This window comes from Mesorhizobium sp. M0051 (assembly GCF_040323235.1).
Taxonomy (GTDB): Bacteria; Pseudomonadota; Alphaproteobacteria; order Rhizobiales; family Rhizobiaceae; genus Mesorhizobium.
Window position 1 is genome coordinate 97,740 of record NZ_JAMYUT010000017.1, and the last position, 16,611, is coordinate 114,350.

Genomic DNA, 16,611 nt, shown 5'->3' on the forward strand with positions numbered 1-16,611 from the left:
ATGCCTGACCAACTGCCTGAGATCGAATTGGAGGATCGCGGTTCCAAGGGGCGCTATGTCCTGCGCGGGCCCGGTGGCGCCGAGGCCGAAATGACCTTCACCAAGATTGGCGAGCACCAGATCATCATCGACCACACCGAGGTGCCGGACGCGTTTCGCGGCCAGGGTGCCGGGCTTCGGCTCGTCACCCGCGCCGTCGAGGATGCGCGTGCAGCGGGCAAGAAAATCATTCCTCTCTGCCCGTTCGCCAACGCCCAGTTCCGCCGCCACCAGGAATGGGCCGACGTGCTGAAGAAGTAGGGATATCGTTGTTCGCAAACGGCGTGGCAAGCGGCTGCAGTCTCACCGGGGTGGCTTTGGCATTTGCCCGGGTGGCGCATCCTGCCTAAGTAGATATGATCTACAGCAGCCACATCGCCGACAAACGAACCGAATGATCCCCCATGACCGAAACCGACCTCGTTCCCGTCTTCGACGGCCATAACGATACGTTGCTCAGACTTTATCAGTCGAAAGACGCGGATGTCGAAAAGCTGTTCATAGAGGGAAAATCGGGCGGCCATATCGACCTGCCGCGTGCCAAGGCCGGCGGCTTTGCCGGCGGCATGTTCGCCATCTTTCCGCCGCCCGTCGAGAAATCCAGGCGCAGCCCCGTGCCCCTGGCTCCGAGCGATGCGGAGCCGCTGCCGCCCGAGGTTCCGCGTAGTGATGCGCTAACCTCGACGATCGCGATGGCCTCGATCCTGTTCCGGCTGGAACGGGCCGGAGCTCTCACCGTCTGCCGCAGCGCGGGCGACGTGCGCAATGCCATGGCGCAAGGCTCGATCGCAGCTGTGTTCCATATCGAAGGGGTCGAAGCGATCGATCCCGAGCTTACCATGCTCGACGTGCTGCATCAGGCCGGCCTGCGCTCGCTCGGCATCGTCTGGAGCAGGCCTAATGCTTTCGGTCACGGCGTGCCGTTCCGCTTCCCCTCCTCGCCCGACACAGGGCCCGGCCTGACCGATGCCGGCAAGGCACTGGTCAAGGCCTGCAACCAGCTGAAGATCATGATCGATCTCTCGCATCTCAACGAAAAAGGTTTTCGCGATGTTGCCGCGCTTAGCGATGCGCCGCTGGTCGCCACCCATTCCAACGTGCATGCGATCAGCGGCCATTCGCGCAACCTCATCGACTGGCAACTCGGTGCGATCCGCGAATCCGGCGGTATGGTCGGACTGAATTTCGCCACCGGCTTCCTGCGCGAGGACGGCCGGATGAATGCCGACACCAGCCTCGACATCATGGTGCGCCATGTCGATTCGCTGCTGCAGGCTTTGGGTGAGGACGGCGTCGGCCTCGGCTCGGACTTCGACGGCGCCATGATCCCGGCGGCCATCGGCGACGTCGCTGGCCTGCCGAAGTTGATCGATGCTTTGGCAGCGCGTGGCTTCGGCCACGCGCTGATCGAGAAGATCGCTTATCGCAACTGGCTCAACATGCTCGAGAAGACGATAGGTTAGAGCGATCTATTGGAAGCCCATGCGCTTCAACCAATCGCTGCCGATCCCGCGATCACGGATGATCGGCAGCGGATTTTCGAAATCGAGCCGTGCGCAAATGCGGTAGACTTCAAGCGTCTCGGCGCTCATCTCGTTGCGCTTGTAGAAGAACATGGCGGCGGCATACCGCGTGCGGCCTGACCACTTTTCGCCGAGGGGCGTGTTGATGAGCGCCCACTGCTCGGCGGCTTCCCCATCTTCTCCAGGCTTGTCGGCGTCGTCCATGATCAGAAATCCGCCGGCGGATTGGCGGCGCGGCGGTCGAGCTTGATGAACGGCCGTGCCACCACCTTGGCCCGCTTCATCAGTTTCTGGTACTGCAGCTCGCGCATGGCGTAGATCTCGACCCAGAGGTCGCCAGCCATAGTATCACCACATGGCCGCGCCAGCGATGGCGATGTTGCCCTTGGCCATCGTGGTAGGCGATGGAGTGTTCGGCCGGGGTGTTGTCTTCGATCTCCAGCCCGACAAGGACATGGCGCAGCCTGCGAACCTGGGAAGTCATGCAGAAGGTGCTTGACAGTGGTGAGCACCGTCCCACTGACTTTGCGGTCGAAAGCCGGTTGAATAGCCGGCGATGCTGGAGACCATCAGACCCATGAAGACAGCAGTCGCCAAGGAGGCCCTCGTTGAATCGGCGCGGAAAGCCGAATCCGAAAAGCGCGGGCGCAAGGCCTCGAAGGAGGTCAGGCAGCATCAGCTCATCGAGGCGACGATCGATTCCCTAGCCAAGCGCGGCTATTCGGAAACCACGATGGCCGATGTCGCGGATGGCGCCGGCCTGTCGCGCGGCATCGTCAATTTCCATTTCGAGAGCAAGGAGAAGCTGCTCATCGCGACCTTGCAACATATGTATGACGAGTATTCGGCGCACTGGCGCAATGCCTTGCAGAAGGCAGGCGATGACCCCGCCGATCAGCTTCATGCCCTGGTCTCCGCCGATTTCGACCGTTCGATCTGCAACAAGCGCAAGCTCGCCGCCTGGTGCGCCTTCTGGGGCGAGGCCAAGTCGCGGCCGAACTACCAGGCGCTGAGCAATGCGCGCGATGCCGTCTATCAGACCATATTCATCGACCTGTGCGCGACGCTCAAGCAGAGCGGCGATTATGCGTATGAGCCGCAGGTCATGGCCCTGGCACTCAGCGCCATGCTGGAGGGGCTGTGGCTGCGGTTGACGATGGGAACCGAGGACACCACCCGGGAGATCGCGTTGCAGGCGGCCAATGAATTCCTGTCGGCCGCATTCCCCAGGCACTTTCCGTGGAAGGCCGCCGGCGCGACGGAACCATAGAAAACGACAGAGGATGGAACGGCGATGAAGATACTGACCCGAGGCCTGACGGTGAGCTTGGCGCCCGGCGTGTCGGACCACTTGGTCAAGACCTTGGGCTATGGCCATGGCAAATGCTCCGGCATGGCGGCGATCGACCACACAGCGCTCGTCGAGCGTGACTTCGACAATCTCGATAAGTTTTTCGACAACACGCTGTTCCAGCAGCCGGTGGCGCCGGAGTTCAAGCAGCGCAGGGTGGCAGAGTTCGAGAAGATCGAGGCCGGCTATTGAAGAGCGAACAGGAAAGAACCGATGTCGTCATCGTCGGCGCCGGCTTCACCGGCCTGTCGGCAGCGCTTGCGCTCAAGGCAGCCGGCATCGATTTCGTTCTGCTCGAAGCCCGCGATCGCGTCGGCGGGCGGGTCGAGTCCATGGCGATCGGCGACGGCGAGCGTGTCGACAGCGGCGGTCAGTTCCTGTGCGAGGATATGCCGGCGCTGATGGCGTTGGTCGAGGAGCACGGCAAGACGCTGGTCGAGACCTATGTAGACGGCGAATTCGTCGCCCAGCCGGCTATGTCTGCGGGGGAGGCGGAACGAACCTATGTCGGCTCGATGGCGATCCGCGATCGCATGAACGCGATCGCGCCTGGTGATACTGATATCGCCGGCTTGTCAGTCGCCGCCTGGCTCGATCGCCAGGACGACCCCAAGGACGCCAAGGCAGCGTTTCGCTCAATGATCGAAGGTCTGTGGTGCCAGGCGCTGGAGAAGCTGCCGCTTTGGCATCTCATCGACAATGATCGCCGTATCACCAACGAGGTGTCGGAGCTGCAATATTTTCTCGCAGAGACCATGCATTCGCTGGCGGAGGATTTGGCTCAAGAACTGGGCGCCCGGGTGCGGCTTGGCGCGCATGTCACGCGCATCGAGCAAGGCGCAAATGGCGTGTCCACCCATACCAGCGCGGGTTCGATAGAGGCTCGTTGTCTGCTCGTCGCCGTGCCGCCGGTCATGGCCTCGAGGATAGATTATTCGCCGCCACTGCCGGCGGCTCTGGAGAAAGCACTTGGCGTCTGGCGCAGCGGGACGGTGATCAAGATGCTGCTGCGCTATCCCACCACCTTCTGGCGAGCCAAGGGCCTGAGCGGCATGGTGATGTGGCGTGACCAGCCAGGTTTGTTTGCCTGCGACGCCAGCAAGGATGACGATCATCCGGCGCTGGCGGTTTTCATCGGCGGTCCATCGGCCATCGAATGGCGTGGCTTTGGACAGGAAGGCCTCCGCACCAGAATTGCGGCGCGTCTCGTTGCAGCGCTCGGTCCGGAAGCTGCAAAGTGGATCGGCCTTGCCGTCCGATACTGGTTCGACGACCTCGGCGGCGTCGGCGGCTACAGCGACCTCATCGTCGACATGGATGCGACCGACGCCGAGCGCATCATCCTGGCCGGCGCGCCACCCGTGCATTTCGCCAGTTCGGAACTGTCGCCGTCATTTCCGGGCTATGTCGAAGGCGCCATCATTGCCGGACGGATCGCTGCGCGAAGGGTGATCGCCGAGCTTCAGTCGGAAATCGCTACCAAAGCCTCGGGATCGTAGGCGAGGCGGATCGAGGTCCCGACCGGGGTGTCGTCGGCGCCGAAATCGTTGGTTTCGGTCACCGATAGCGGTCGCAGGAGCTCGCATGAGCTCGGCCTGCTGGTCCGGCCGCTGATCAACATGTGCTTGATGGGGATAGCTCCCCTCTCCCGTTCTACAGGGAGAGGAGCGCTCATCGTCGTCTGCCCTTACGACCTCGACCTCAGCGCGTCATTCAAATTCCACATGTCCTTCTCCTCGGGCGCGGTCTCCAAGCCCAGCACCGGCAGCATCTTGCGCAGATGGTCGTGGTGGGTGCGCACGCCGTATTCGAGGTCGGAGAGATAAAAACCCTCGAAGGCTTCGGACAGCATGGATTCGTTCGACCACACCGAGAGTTGCACATCTTCCGACATGGTGTCGCGGTCGATGCGGAAAGAGAGGTAGCGGGCGGCGGCCTGCTTGCGGCTTTCGTCGCGGTAGCGGTAGACGGCGCCGCGCAGCAGCGTCTCGCCCGTCGACAGCGGAAACTCCTGATAGAACTGCACCGATTCCGGCATCATCGAAATGACCGCGTTGGGGAAGATGCCATAATAGACCCAGGCCTTCTTCAGGTAGTCGGGCAGATGCGCCGGCTCCGGCGCGATCTTGACGTAGTTCTTGACGCTCCAGCGCCGCCCGGCATGCGGGTTGTAAGTGGCGAATGAGCGCGACACGCCGTTGATGAAGGGCTCGTCGAAATAGGTGGCGCCATAGAGGTCCTGCAACGCAGGATGCGCCATGGCGACGTGATAGCCTTCATTGTCGACATCGCGTACCGACTTCCAGTTGACCGGGCTCTTCTGCGTCCAGATGCCCCAGGAGGGCACCATGTCGGCGGCGCTGTAGTGCGCGAATTCGGGCTCGATCGGCTTCATCAGTTCGGCAACCGAGGGCTGCGGCCCGCCATTGCGGAAACGGATGAAGATGAAGCCCATCCAGACTTCCAGATCGAGCGGCATGAGGCCGAATTCGGTCTTGTCGAGGTCGGGGAAGGAGCGCGGGCGTGCGGCACCGCGCAGCGTGCCGTCGAGATTGTAGACCCAGCCATGGAACGGGCAGACCAGCGCATTCTTGCAATTGCCTTGGCTTTCGGCGACGACGCGGCTGCCGCGGTGGCGGCACATATTGTTGAAACCGCGCACGACGCCATCCTTGCCGCGCACGATCAGGGCACGCTCACCGACGACGTCCATGGTCAGATAGTCGCCGGCGAGAGGTACGTCCGATAAATGCCCGAGGATTTGCCAATGATTCCGAAAGACATGTTCCTTCTCAAGCTCGAGAAGGGCATCGGAATGGTAGCTCCAGCCCGGTAGTCCCCGCCGGTCCCAATCGTTGGGGATCGCCAGGTCGCGGAGGAGCGGGTTCATAAAACGTCTCTTCTTTTTATTGAATACTTGTTCAATACAAGCATATTTTGCATTGAAATGCAATGGTTTGTGCAAAACGGGCTGGATTCCCAGCAGAATCCGCGAGGCCTCCGGCGGCAAAATCCGCGCTGCTGGCGGCCCGGAAAGTCCCGAAGAATCCGGGTGTTAGTCGGGGTTTCAGGGCGCGGTCTGGACCGGACTTCGTGAACCATCGGAGCGGAGCACGAGGGCGCTTTTCAGAGGAATCGGCTGGAATCGGTCGAAAGTCGCTGTCGGAATGGGGCGGATGAGTGCCCGACTTTGCCCGGTTTTGCCCGAAATGCCGTTTCAAACTCGTTACATTGCTGGTCTTGCGTCCACCTTGCCTTGTTACAAAGCGCGGCTAAGTTCGTTTCATCACCAAAAAAGAAACTCAGCGAAGGGGAAGGCAATGTATGCGAAAATCCAGACGATCCGCGGCGGACGCCGCCTCCAGGCTCCAGAGCGCAATGACCGCCGTCCGAAACTGGCGCTGCGCCAGCGGGCCAGCGACCATCCCATGGCGATGTTCATGGTGCTGGCTGCTTGCGCCTTCGTCGGCATGGCGTTCACGCCGACAATCGGGCCAGCCTTCGCTTCGTTAAACCCGCCGGCCAACCTGATCGAGGGCGCGCAGACGACGACCAAGACCGCACGTCTGCCGATCCCGGTGACCGACTTCGCCTGCAAGGGCCAAGCCTGGGGCGCCGAGAGCATCGATTGCCTCCGCGCCATCGCCGAGCAGTCCGGAGTGCACAAGACCCGCGCGATCCGCATGATCGCCAACGCGGCGCCATTGACCGACACGCCGAACATTTTCTGATTTCTGTCGAAGCATGATTCCGAAACAGGTTCCCGTTTGGGGATCATGCTCTGACCTCCCCGAGCGCTCCTCAGCGCTCCCTTCGGCTCCCGCCGCAAGTCGGGGGCCCCTTTTTATCCTTTTGTCATCGCCTGCTCGGCAATGGCCGACAGTACGCTGCGCACATCCAGCGTGCTGAATGGCTTTTCGAGGATCTCCGGCCGCTGATGTGCCGGCAAGGCCTCGATTTCGGCTTTCGCGCCGATAAGGTCGCCGGTGACCAGCACGAAACGCCGTGCCAGGTCAGTCTTTTCGGCAAGCAACTCGCGATAGATCGATATGCCGCTGATGCCGGGCATGCGCAGGTCCGAAAAGACGATGTCAGGCGGCATGTGGCCGCTCAAGGTGGCCGCACCCGATTCCCAGACTGGAACGATCCGCGACTTGATGCCCATCAGTTCGAGAATATCGGAGAGCGAGCCGGCGACATCCGGCTCATCGTCGATGATCAGGGCATGGCGCAGGCCGCTGGATCGCGGCTGGTTGTCGCCTGTAGTGGCGAGGCCGGCCACAATGGCCGGCAACTGGACGACGAAACGCGCGCCTCTCGGGATCACTTCCTCGAACCAGACATTGCCATTGTGCCGCTCGATGATGGATTTCGAGATCGACAGGCCGATGCCCGTGCCGACGCCAACCGGCTTGGTGGTGAAATAAGATTCGAAAATGCGGCTGCGGATCGCTTCCGGCACGCCGGGCCCATTGTCTTCGACCGAGAAGCAGGGATGACCCCGGTCGCTGCGGAACGTCCTCACCTTGATCAGCCGATCGCCGGCAATGCCAGCCAAGGCATGCTGGCTGTTGATAAGGAAATTGGCGGCCACCTGCGTCACATGGTCGGCGTCGGCCATGGCCAGCAGCGGGCCGGCGGCGAAGTCGGTGTCGATGATGATGCCGCTTGAGCGCGCGCCATAGGCGGTCACTTCCAGCGCCGCCCGGATCACCTGGTTGAGGTCGGTCTCGGCTTGTGCCGCGGGATGAAGCCGGACCATCGACAGGAAGCTCTTGACGATGCGGCCGCAGCGCTCGGCGGCGGCACGTACTTTCTCGGCGCGCACCTTGGTCTGCGGATCGGAGGCGAATTCGTGCAGCAGCGTCGATTGCGCCACCACCACGGCCAAAGGGTTGTTGAGCTCGTGCGACACGCCGGCCAGCAACGAACCCATCGCCGCCATCTTTTCGTTCTGGTGCAGCTTCTCGCGCTGACGGCCGATCTCCTCCTCGGCGCGCAATTTATCGCGCAGGTCGCGGATGGAGCCGAAAATCAGGCGACGGTCGGCGACCCGCATCTCGGTCGCCGTCAGCTCGATCGGGAACACTTCGCCGGCTGAGTTCTGGGTCACCGTCTCAAGCCGTTGGCCGACCATTGGCGCGCCGCGGCCGGTCATGTATTCGGCCCCCGAAGCATAGCCCTTTCGGTAGTAGATAGGCACGATGGTATCGAGCAAGTCCTTGCCGAGGATGTCGCTGCGCTGGAAGCCGAACATCTTCTCGGCGGCCGGATTGAATTCGATGATCGAGCCGGTCTCGTCGATGACGACGATGGCATCGAGGGAGGCCTGCAGCATGGTGCGGCGGATGACCTCGCTGGCATGGGCTTCGGAGGGCGAGCGTTCGATGGCGTCTCCGATGGCGAGCGCGATGATGTGCAGCGTCGCCTCTTCCTCATCGGTCCATTTACGCTCGTTGACGCAATCGTTGACCGCCAGCGTGCCCCACAGATGGCCGTGCGCGAAGACCGACACCGACAGGAAAGACTTGATGTTCTGCTTTTCGAAATCGGCTCTCAGAAAGCCCTCGAGATCGCGCGTATGCCCGGCGAAGATCTTGCCTTGCCGTTCGTCCTCGGCCAGTCGCTCCAGCAGCGGATCCGAATTGACGATCGACTGCACGATGACGGTCGGCGACGCCAGTTCGCCACCAAAGAGAGGGTCGATCCAGTAGGCGGCGACGGACTGGGCGAAACCCTGGCCAGGCAGCTCGCGCAAGCGAAACAGGATGCCACGCTGGCAATCTATCGCCCGGCAGAGCGTTTCCAGGATGCCGTCCATCTCGCGCTGCCAGTCTCCGGCCTCACGCAGTCGGCGAACGACGCGGACTGCCGCCATTGCCGCGCCCTGCCTGAACCCCTGCATATCCGTGCTTGCTGCTTCAGCGATCATCTTCTGCCGCCATTCCGGAACCGTGCCAATTCGATCAGCGAGCAACAGCTGCGAATCCGAACCCCACTGGCCTCGGAGCTCAGTTGCCGTCGCCGGTCGGCAGCGAGAAGATATAACCCTCTCCGCGCACCGTGCGCAGGAATTTCGGGTTGGCCGGATCGGTCTCGATCTTCTTGCGCAGCCGCATGATGCGAATGTCGACCGCGCGCGATGAATCCGGATCTTCGGTGAAGCCGATCGCCTCGGAGATCGCGGCGCGGGTCAGCAGCCGGTTGGCGCGGGTCAGGAAAACCTCCAGCACGTCGAATTCGCTTTTGGCCATGTCGACCACCGTGCCGTTGGCGCCGGTGACCAGCCTGCCGTCGAGATCGGCCTGGAAAGGGCCGAATGCAACGGAACGACGATCCGTCCTGGCCTTCTTGTCCTGAAGCTCCTGCGGCTGGGGAACCCGGCGCAACACGCTGCGGACCCTCGCCAGCACTTCGCGCAATTCGTAGGGTTTGACGATGTAGTCGTCGGCGCCGAGTTCCAGCCCGACGATACGGTCGAGCGCGGTGCCGGCGGCGGTCGCGTAGATGATGCCGATCGGCAGTTTCGAGCGCAGCCAGCGGCCGAGCGAGAGGCCGTCCTCGCCGGGCATGGCGATGTCGAGGATGGCGAGATGGAACGACTGCGTTTCAACGAGGCTGCGTGCGGCGGCAGCGCTTTCGGCGGTGACCACGTCATAGCCCGCGGCGCCAAGATATTCGGCGACCGCATCCCTCAAGTCGGGCTCATCCTCGACGATGACAATTCTTGCCCGCACGATGTTTTCGCTCCCACTTTCAGTGGAAAGTAGATTGGGTATAAACATGATGTCCAGCACTCATATCCGGTTGCCAGGGAACGGTTTGAAAACATGGCCGCACGATCGAACATCGCGCTTGTCTCCGTTGCCGAAGTGATCGCGACCGAGCTCGCCGACCATCTCGAGCGGCGCGGACATGATGTGCATCAGGCGCGCCAGCCCTGGGAGGCCGAATCGCTGCTGTCGGGAAAGGGCATCGACGTCGTCGTCGTCGGCGACAGTCTCAGCCAGGCCGAGGGGCGGGACCTGCTTCGGCGTTATGGCGGCCAAGGCGGGGGCGGCGAGGGCGGACCGGATTTCATCCTGATCTGCCGGCCGGCCGATCTTGTCGACAAGGTACTGGCGCTGGAGCTTGGGGCGGCCGACGTCGTCGAGAGCCCGCTCAATGTCAGGGAGCTCGCCGCCCGTGTTGGCGGCCTGCTTTCGCGACGCGGCAGGGGCACCCCGGAACTGATCGTGCTGGAGAACGCGACCGTCGATCTGAGGTCGGCCATGGTCATGCATCGCTCCGGCACGGAAGAACAGCTCTCGCCGGGTCAGGTGGCGCTGCTCCGGCTGTTCCTGGCCAGTCCGCGCAAGGTGCTGACGCGCGACGATATCATCGCCGCAGCGCCGGCAGAAAACGCCGACGCGTTCGATCGCTCGATCGATTCGCGCATCGTGCGGCTGCGCCGCAAGCTCGATACCGAAACCATTACCACCATACGCGGCGCCGGTTACCGGTTCGATCCGCCGCGGCAATTCGCCGACTGACTGCCGGGCGCTGACGCTCGCTCTTTTGTCGGGCATCGGATTTTCCATCTCTGGGCCCGATGCTCCCGGCGCTCAGCGTACCAGCAGAAGTGATGGGCCCACCGGCATGTCGCCGCCCATGGTGAGCTCACTGGCATGGGCGCGGTCCCTCAGGAGCACGGTGGCAAGCCCGGCAAAGCCGAGCAGACCCTGTGCGTAGAGCAGTGCGGACAGCACCGAAGCGGCAAATTTCGTGTTCATCGTAGCAGTTTCCCAAAATTGAAATGTATTGCGGATCGCTTCAGGACACCCCCGAAGTGCCCGCGCCGCCCGCACCCCCCCGGCGCGGCGCGGGCCTTCGGTCCTCTCGGCAGCAAGTTGCCGGAGGGGCCGCGCAAACCCGTCAGCCTAAGACCGACCCGCCAGAGGGCCTTGAGCCGAACAATGCGCAGGCTGGAAACAATCCAGACCGAGGCGAAAAACAGTGCGGCATGCAATGTCGAAATCTCGCCTGAATTCATCGCACCGAGTCTAGCCAGCGGGGTGCCGGCACCCGTGCCGATGCCGCCGATGACCATTGCCGCGATGCCGATCCTGAGAAGCCAGGGCAGAGCGTTCGATTTCGTTCCCATGTTTCGTTACCGGCTGCTTTCGTTGCGTCAACTTTGCTTGCGGCCCGTATCCGGATCATGCCGCTCGAAGCCGCGCTTTGTTGCAATCTGGTTTCGAAATCGACGGCTATTCTTTCGTATGCCGCCAATCCGCACTTTCGTTTAGAGGCAGATCCCATGTTCGTGGCCCTGGCCCCGCTAGCGCCTGGCCGATCTGGCTCTCTTTTCGGCTGTACGAAGTGCGGCGTTTGTTAACCAGCGGAAACAGATTCGAAACACAAACGAGGATTTTGCGAAATCTGCTGGAAACATGACGTCGGGATAAGCAGCCATCGAATTGGAGCCGGCCGGACCGGCATAGAGAGGGGATTTCATCATGCATACCGCCATTGCCGCCAAGCTCATCAACATCACCGCTGCCGTGCTGACCGGTGCCGCACTTCTGTTCGGCGCCGGGCCGGGCGTGGCGCACGCCGCCAACAAGATAGTGGCGCGCGTTTCGCTTTCGCATCAGATCATGGAGGTCTCGGTCGATGGCCGGCCGACCTTCGCCTGGAAGGTTTCCACCGGCGACCGCGCCCATGTGACGCCGACCGGCTCGTTCAAGCCGACGCGCATGCATGAGATGTGGTACTCGAAGAAATACGACAACGCACCGATGCCGCACTCGGTCTTCTTCAGCGGCGGCTACGCGGTGCATGCGACCTATGCGATCAAGCGTCTCGGCCAGCCGGCCTCGCATGGCTGCGTGCGACTGCATCCCGACAACGCCGCCGATTTCTACCAGCTCGTCGAAACCTTCGGGGCGACCAACACCAGCATCGACATCGTCAAGTAGCCTGATGGTCGTTGCCTTCGGGTCTATTGTGCCGAAGCCGTGGAGCGATCATCGGAAAAAAGAGGCCGGGGACAATCCCGGCCTCTTTTTTGTTTCCAGCTACTTCTTGTGCAATTAGAGCAGTTCTCCGTTCACGGAACGGCGAACGGCTCTAATTCGCTTTTTGACGCATTTCCGGACCGAAAACCGTCTCACACTTTTCCTGGAATTGCTCTTAGCTCGGCAGTGCCGGCATCAGCTTGGGATCCGGTTTCTCGGCCAGGTGAGGCAGGTCCTTGCTGGCGATGAAGGTGTAGAACATGGGCACGACGAACAGCGTGAACATGGTTCCGACCAGGATGCCGGTGAAGATCACCAGGCCCATCGAGTAGCGGGCCGCGGCACCGGCGCCGCTGGACGTGATCAGCGGCACAACGCCAAGCGCCATCGCCGCTGTCGTCATCAGGATCGGCCGCAGGCGCACCTTGGCCGAGGCGATGATGGCGTCATGCCGCCGCATGCCATGGATTTCGCGCTGCTGGTTGGCGAACTCGACAAGCAGGATGCCGTGCTTTGTGATCAGGCCGATCAGCGTGATCAGGCCGACCTGCGTATAGATGTTGAGCGTGCCGAGACCCAGATTGAGCGGCACGATCGCGCCGAAGATCGACAGCGGCACCGCCATCATGATGATCAGCGGGTCGCGGAAGCTTTCAAACTGCGCCGCCAGAACCAAATAGATGACGACAACTGCTGCCGCGAAAGCGATCAGGATGGTGTTGCCCTGTTCCTTTTCCTGTCGGGACTGGCCGGAATAATCGAGGAAGAAGGCGTCTGGCAGGCTTTCCCTAGCGATGTCCTCCAGCGCCTTCAGCCCGTCGCCAGTGGTGACGCCGGGTAGTGGAAGCGCTGAAATCGTCGATGAATTCAGCTGGTTGAACTGCTCGATGGCCGCCGGCGCCGCATTGGTCGCAATCTTGACCACCGCCGACAGCGGGACCATCTCGCCCGTTACGCTGCGCACGAAGTATTCGCCGAGCTTGTCGGGGTTGTCGCGAAATTCCTGCGGCACCTGCGGGATGATGTCGTAGCTGTTGGAGTCGCGGTCGAACTGCGCCACTTCGGCGCCGCCGACCAGCAGTGTCAGCGTGCGACCGATATCGGCGATCGGCAGGTTCAGCGCCGCGGCGCGGTCACGGTCGATGGTCACCGTCACTTCCGGTGCGTCATAGGCCATGGAATTCTGCACGACGATGAAGCGGCCGGAGGCTTGCGCCTTTTTCTTGATCTGCTCGGCCACCTCGTACACTTCCGGGGAACCGCCAGTCGATCGCACCACCATGGAAATCGGCAGGCCGCCGCCGGAGCCCGGCAGCGTCGGCGGCGCGAAGACGAAGGCCTCGACGCCGGCGACTTTGGCGATACGGGCCGTAATGTCGGCCTGCAGTTCCTTGGAATTGCGCTTGCGTTCCGCCCAATCCTTGAAGGCATAGCCGACAAAGGCGCTGTTTGTCGTGCCGCCGAAGGCGACAGCCGAGAACTGCGCCCGTGTCTCGGGAATATCCTTCACCAGACCGAGGATCTGATTGACGTATGTCTCGGTGTAATCGGACGTCGCATAACGTGGCCCTGTCACAATCGACAGCAGAAAGCCCTGATCTTCTTCCGGCGCCAACTCGGTTGAGGTCTTGGTGAACATGAAACCGGTTACGCCGACAAGCGCAAGCACGATGATCAGCGTCAACGGGCGATAGTTGAGCGAACCGGTGACGGCCCGTTCATAGACATGCTCGACGCGTGCGAAGGCGCCGTCGACAATGCGCTGGAAACGGCCCGGCGTGCCGGATTTTAGGAGGCGTGCCGACATCATCGGGGTGATGGTTATGGCGATGACGCCCGACAGCACCACCGAGCCGGCGAGCGTGACCGCGAATTCACGGAACAGAGCGCCGGTCAGGCCGCCGGTGAAGGCCAGCGGCGCGAACACGGCTGCCAGCGTCATGGTCATGGCAACGATGGCTGATGCTATTTCGCGCATACCGCTGAACGCGGCCTGCATCGGTGGCATGTTGTCTTCTTCCATGTGACGATGGATGTTCTCCACCACCACGATGGCGTCGTCGACGACAAGGCCGATCGCCAGCACCATGGCCAGCAGCGACAGAAGATTGATCGAATAGCCGACGGCAAACAGAAGGAAACAGACGCCGATCAACGACAGCGGGATGGTGACGATCGGCATCATCACCGAACGGAAGGAGCCAAGGAACAAAAGGATGACAACGACGACGATGGCAACCGCCTCGGCGATGGTCTTGAACACCTCTTCGATCGAGGCGCTGATCTGTTCGGTCGCGTCGTAGACGACCTCGATCGTCATGCCCTTCGGTAGAGTCTCCTGAATCTCCGGCACCAGCTTGGTGAGCGCCGCCGCCGTGGTCAGCGGATTGGCTGCCGGCGTCGGAAAGATGGCGAGGAAGGTGCCGGGCTTGCCGTTAAAGCTGACCCTGGTGTCGGTGTTCTCGGCGCCGAGCTCGACGCGCGCGACGTCGCGCAACCGCACCACATTGCCGTCGGTCGAACGCAGCGGCAGCTCGGCGAACGCCTCCGGCGTCTGCAATGTCGAGCGCACCGTGATCGATGAGACGACGTATTCGTTCTCGGTATTGCCGGGGGCCGACAGGAAGTTGGAATTGTTGATCGCCGTCAGCAGTTCGGAGGCCGTCACGCCGCGCGCGGCGAGCTTGATCGGATCGATCCAGACGCGCATCGAGTATTCCTGGGCGCCGAAGATCTGCACGTCGGCGACGCCTTCGACCGTCGACATGCGTGGCCTGATGACGCGCTCGATGTACTCCGTCAGCTGCTCTTTCGTCATGTTCGGATTCTGCATCGAGATGTACATCATCGCGAACTGCTGGCCGGTGCCCTTGACGATGACAGGGTCCTTGGAGGCGTCCGGCAAGGTACCGCGCACGCCCTGGACCTTGGACAGCACCTCGGTCAGTGCAACGTCAGGGTTGGAGCCGAGCTTCATCTGCACCGTCACGGTGCTGGAGGACGGGCGGCTGGACGAGGTGACGTAGTCGATGTTCTCGGTCGAGGCGACGGCGCGGGCGATCGGGGCGGAAATGAAGCCCTGGATCAGATCGGCGCTGGCGCCTGGATAGGCGGTGGTAATGGTGATCGCGGTCTCGTCGACCTTCGGATACTGCCGGATCGACAGGTTGAAGATGCCCTGGAAACCCAAGAGCAGGATCATGCAGGCAAGGACCGTCGAAAGGACAGGACGGCGAATGAAGAGATCGGAAACGCTCATTGCTGGTCGGCCTGCTTGTTCGCCGATTTGGTCGGGTCGACAGTGTTGTCCACAACGACGGACATACCGTTGAAGAGGCGGTTCTGACCGGCGGTGACGACCTCGTCGCCAGCCTTCAGCCCCTGGACGATCTCGACCATGCCGGCATTGTTGCGACCCGGCTTGACGAACACCTGCGACAATACCAGCGCACGCTTTTCGCCTTCTGTAGCTGGCTTGGCCGAATCGGCAGCCTTGTCCGCCGGCTTCATGGCGTCGGCTGGCTTGGTGTCTGCAGGTTTGGCCTCCGTCGATTTATCCGCTGCAGGCGCTGCGGGCTTTTCCTCCGGCTTGGCTGCCGCTGCCGGGGCCGCCTCGGCTGGTTTCGCCGGCTGCACCACGAAGATGTAGTCGCCATAGAGGCTTGTGGTCAGCGCGGTCTGCGGCAGCGTCAGCACGTTCTGCTCTTCGGGCAGCTCGACACGCACCTGCACAAACTGGCCAGGTGTCAGCTTGCCGTCGGGATTGGCGACTTCCGCCCTGATATTGACCAGCCGGCTGGACGAGTCGATCTTCGGGTCGATGCCGCGAATGGCACCGGCAAACGGCCTGTCCTCACCGCCGAAGCCCAACCGAACCGTCTGGCCGATCTTGAGCAACGGGAGTTGCTGTTCGGGAACCGAGAAATCGACCCGCATCGTGTCGAGATCCTGCAGCGTCACCACGGCGGTGCCGGGCGCCAGATACTGGCCAATATCGATCTTGGGAATGCCCACCGTGCCGCCGAAAGGCGCCGTCAGCTGCTTCTGATCGAGCACGGCCTGCAGTTTTGTAACCTGGGACGCCGAGGCCGAGGCCGCCGCACGCGCCGTGTCCAGCGTCGAATCGGAGCCGACGCCACGCTTGGTCAGTTCGATGGCGCGGGCCAGCGATGTCTGATCGAGCGCGGCCTGTGCCTTCTGTGCGTCGAGATCGGCGCGCTCGACGGCGTCGTCGAGCTGCAGCAGAACGGCATTGTCGGCCACTTTCTGGTTGGCGTGGAAAAGGATGCTTTTGACGATGCCGGTGGTCTCAACCGTCAGGTCGACGCCCCGCACCGCCTTGACCGTACCGATCGCCTCGATACCCGGCGTCCAGGTCGACGGTTTGGCGATGGTCGTCGAAACGGTTGCGGCAGGCGGCTTCATCGAAGCGAAATACTGCTTGATGCCGTTGTCGCGCAGGAAGTTGAAGCCGACGATGCCGCCGACCACGACGAAAAGCACGACCAGGACCAGGATGATGATAAAGATACGGAGTATGCGCATGCGCATGAGCAAGGAGGTCCCCTTAGTCGAAATCCGGCGCGAAGCGCGGACATCGGGACACATATCGACTGCGGGTCCCGATTTCAAATAACGGCGGTCTTACTGTACCGTCTGGACGGTCTTGTCAATTGGGCCTAAGCTTGCGATGGGAGGC

At 62.2% G+C, this 16,611-nt stretch carries 17 protein-coding genes and 1 pseudogene; 9 read left to right on the forward strand and 9 right to left on the reverse strand.

What is annotated here, in order from left to right; all coding sequences use genetic code 11:
- Both NKJ90_RS18860 and NKJ90_RS18865 read left to right on the forward strand, forming a co-directional pair.
- A complete protein-coding gene (locus tag NKJ90_RS18860; RefSeq protein WP_023757367.1) occupies window positions 1-300 on the forward strand; it encodes a GNAT family N-acetyltransferase in 300 nt (99 codons plus the stop codon).
- Between the two features lie 143 nt (window positions 301-443).
- A complete protein-coding gene (locus NKJ90_RS18865) occupies window positions 444-1,502 on the forward strand; it encodes a dipeptidase (RefSeq protein WP_023757366.1) in 1,059 nt (352 codons plus the stop codon).
- 6 nt (window positions 1,503-1,508) lie between these two features.
- Here NKJ90_RS18865 and NKJ90_RS18870 read toward each other — a convergent pair whose 3' ends face one another.
- Window positions 1,509-1,766 (reverse strand): hypothetical protein, encoded by a 258-nt coding sequence (locus NKJ90_RS18870; protein ID WP_156938475.1) that lies wholly within the window; start codon window positions 1,764-1,766, stop codon window positions 1,509-1,511.
- Between the two features lie 2 nt (window positions 1,767-1,768).
- Window positions 1,769-1,906, reverse strand: coding sequence for a hypothetical protein (locus tag NKJ90_RS33535; RefSeq protein ID WP_023757364.1), 138 nt, complete (start codon window positions 1,904-1,906; stop codon window positions 1,769-1,771).
- Window positions 1,907-2,118: 212 nt separating this feature from the next.
- Between NKJ90_RS33535 and betI the strand changes: the two genes are divergently transcribed.
- From betI to NKJ90_RS18890, 3 genes are read left to right on the forward strand one after another with little or no spacing between them, the layout of a single operon-like run.
- Entirely contained in the window at window positions 2,119-2,832 is a 714-nt protein-coding gene (gene betI / locus NKJ90_RS18880) for a transcriptional regulator BetI (protein WP_031259591.1), read from the forward strand.
- Between the two features lie 24 nt (window positions 2,833-2,856).
- On the forward strand, window positions 2,857-3,105 hold the full coding sequence (locus NKJ90_RS18885) for a hypothetical protein (RefSeq protein ID WP_023757361.1): 249 nt from the start codon (window positions 2,857-2,859) through the stop codon (window positions 3,103-3,105).
- Window positions 3,102-4,412 (forward strand): flavin monoamine oxidase family protein, encoded by a 1,311-nt coding sequence (locus NKJ90_RS18890; protein ID WP_023757360.1) that lies wholly within the window; start codon window positions 3,102-3,104, stop codon window positions 4,410-4,412. The genes NKJ90_RS18885 and NKJ90_RS18890 overlap by 4 nt, the downstream gene beginning before the upstream one ends.
- Here the strand turns inward: NKJ90_RS18890 and NKJ90_RS18895 are convergent.
- Together NKJ90_RS18895 and NKJ90_RS18900 are read right to left on the reverse strand one after the other, a co-directional pair.
- Window positions 4,376-4,492: pseudogene (locus tag NKJ90_RS18895) on the reverse strand (Fe3+/spermidine/putrescine ABC transporter ATP-binding protein); the annotation flags it as partial. The gene NKJ90_RS18890 and the pseudogene NKJ90_RS18895 overlap by 37 nt on opposite strands.
- Before the next feature lie 108 nt (window positions 4,493-4,600).
- Window positions 4,601-5,803, reverse strand: coding sequence for an aromatic ring-hydroxylating oxygenase subunit alpha (locus NKJ90_RS18900; RefSeq protein ID WP_352486468.1), 1,203 nt, complete (start codon window positions 5,801-5,803; stop codon window positions 4,601-4,603).
- A gap of 430 nt (window positions 5,804-6,233) precedes the next feature.
- On the opposite strand from NKJ90_RS18900, the gene NKJ90_RS18905 reads away from it, so the two are divergent.
- Window positions 6,234-6,644, forward strand: a complete 411-nt coding sequence (locus tag NKJ90_RS18905; RefSeq protein ID WP_023757357.1) for a hypothetical protein — start codon at window positions 6,234-6,236, stop codon at window positions 6,642-6,644.
- A 113-nt stretch (window positions 6,645-6,757) separates the two neighbouring features.
- On the opposite strand, the gene NKJ90_RS18910 is transcribed toward NKJ90_RS18905, so the two are convergent.
- Both NKJ90_RS18910 and NKJ90_RS18915 read right to left on the reverse strand, forming a co-directional pair.
- Window positions 6,758-8,845 (reverse strand): sensor histidine kinase, encoded by a 2,088-nt coding sequence (locus tag NKJ90_RS18910; protein ID WP_023757356.1) that lies wholly within the window; start codon window positions 8,843-8,845, stop codon window positions 6,758-6,760.
- Between the two features lie 79 nt (window positions 8,846-8,924).
- Window positions 8,925-9,698, reverse strand: a complete 774-nt coding sequence (locus NKJ90_RS18915; RefSeq protein WP_198032173.1) for a response regulator — start codon at window positions 9,696-9,698, stop codon at window positions 8,925-8,927.
- A 45-nt stretch (window positions 9,699-9,743) separates the two neighbouring features.
- Here NKJ90_RS18915 and NKJ90_RS18920 point away from each other — a divergent pair, with 45 nt between their 5' ends.
- Window positions 9,744-10,445 (forward strand): response regulator transcription factor, encoded by a 702-nt coding sequence (locus NKJ90_RS18920; protein ID WP_023757354.1) that lies wholly within the window; start codon window positions 9,744-9,746, stop codon window positions 10,443-10,445.
- 72 nt (window positions 10,446-10,517) lie between these two features.
- Here the strand turns inward: NKJ90_RS18920 and NKJ90_RS18925 are convergent, their stop codons facing one another.
- A complete protein-coding gene (locus tag NKJ90_RS18925; protein WP_023757353.1) occupies window positions 10,518-10,685 on the reverse strand; it encodes a hypothetical protein in 168 nt (55 codons plus the stop codon).
- A gap of 183 nt (window positions 10,686-10,868) precedes the next feature.
- Between NKJ90_RS18925 and NKJ90_RS18930 the strand changes: the two genes are divergently transcribed.
- Window positions 10,869-11,201 (forward strand): hypothetical protein, encoded by a 333-nt coding sequence (locus NKJ90_RS18930; RefSeq protein WP_198032172.1) that lies wholly within the window; start codon window positions 10,869-10,871, stop codon window positions 11,199-11,201.
- A gap of 210 nt (window positions 11,202-11,411) precedes the next feature.
- The gene (locus NKJ90_RS18935) at window positions 11,412-11,873 is read left to right on the forward strand and encodes a L,D-transpeptidase (RefSeq protein ID WP_023757352.1); all 462 of its coding nucleotides are present in this window, start codon (window positions 11,412-11,414) and stop codon (window positions 11,871-11,873) included.
- Window positions 11,874-12,087: 214 nt separating this feature from the next.
- On the opposite strand, the gene NKJ90_RS18940 is transcribed toward NKJ90_RS18935, so the two are convergent.
- Together NKJ90_RS18940 and NKJ90_RS18945 are read right to left on the reverse strand one after the other, a co-directional pair.
- Entirely contained in the window at window positions 12,088-15,171 is a 3,084-nt protein-coding gene (locus tag NKJ90_RS18940) for an efflux RND transporter permease subunit (RefSeq protein ID WP_023757351.1), read from the reverse strand.
- Window positions 15,168-16,463 carry an efflux RND transporter periplasmic adaptor subunit gene (locus NKJ90_RS18945; RefSeq protein ID WP_023757350.1) on the reverse strand — a complete coding sequence of 432 codons (1,296 nt, stop codon included), beginning with the start codon at window positions 16,461-16,463 and terminating at the stop codon, window positions 15,168-15,170. The genes NKJ90_RS18940 and NKJ90_RS18945 overlap by 4 nt, the downstream gene beginning before the upstream one ends.
- Between the last annotated feature and the right edge of the window lie 148 nt (window positions 16,464-16,611).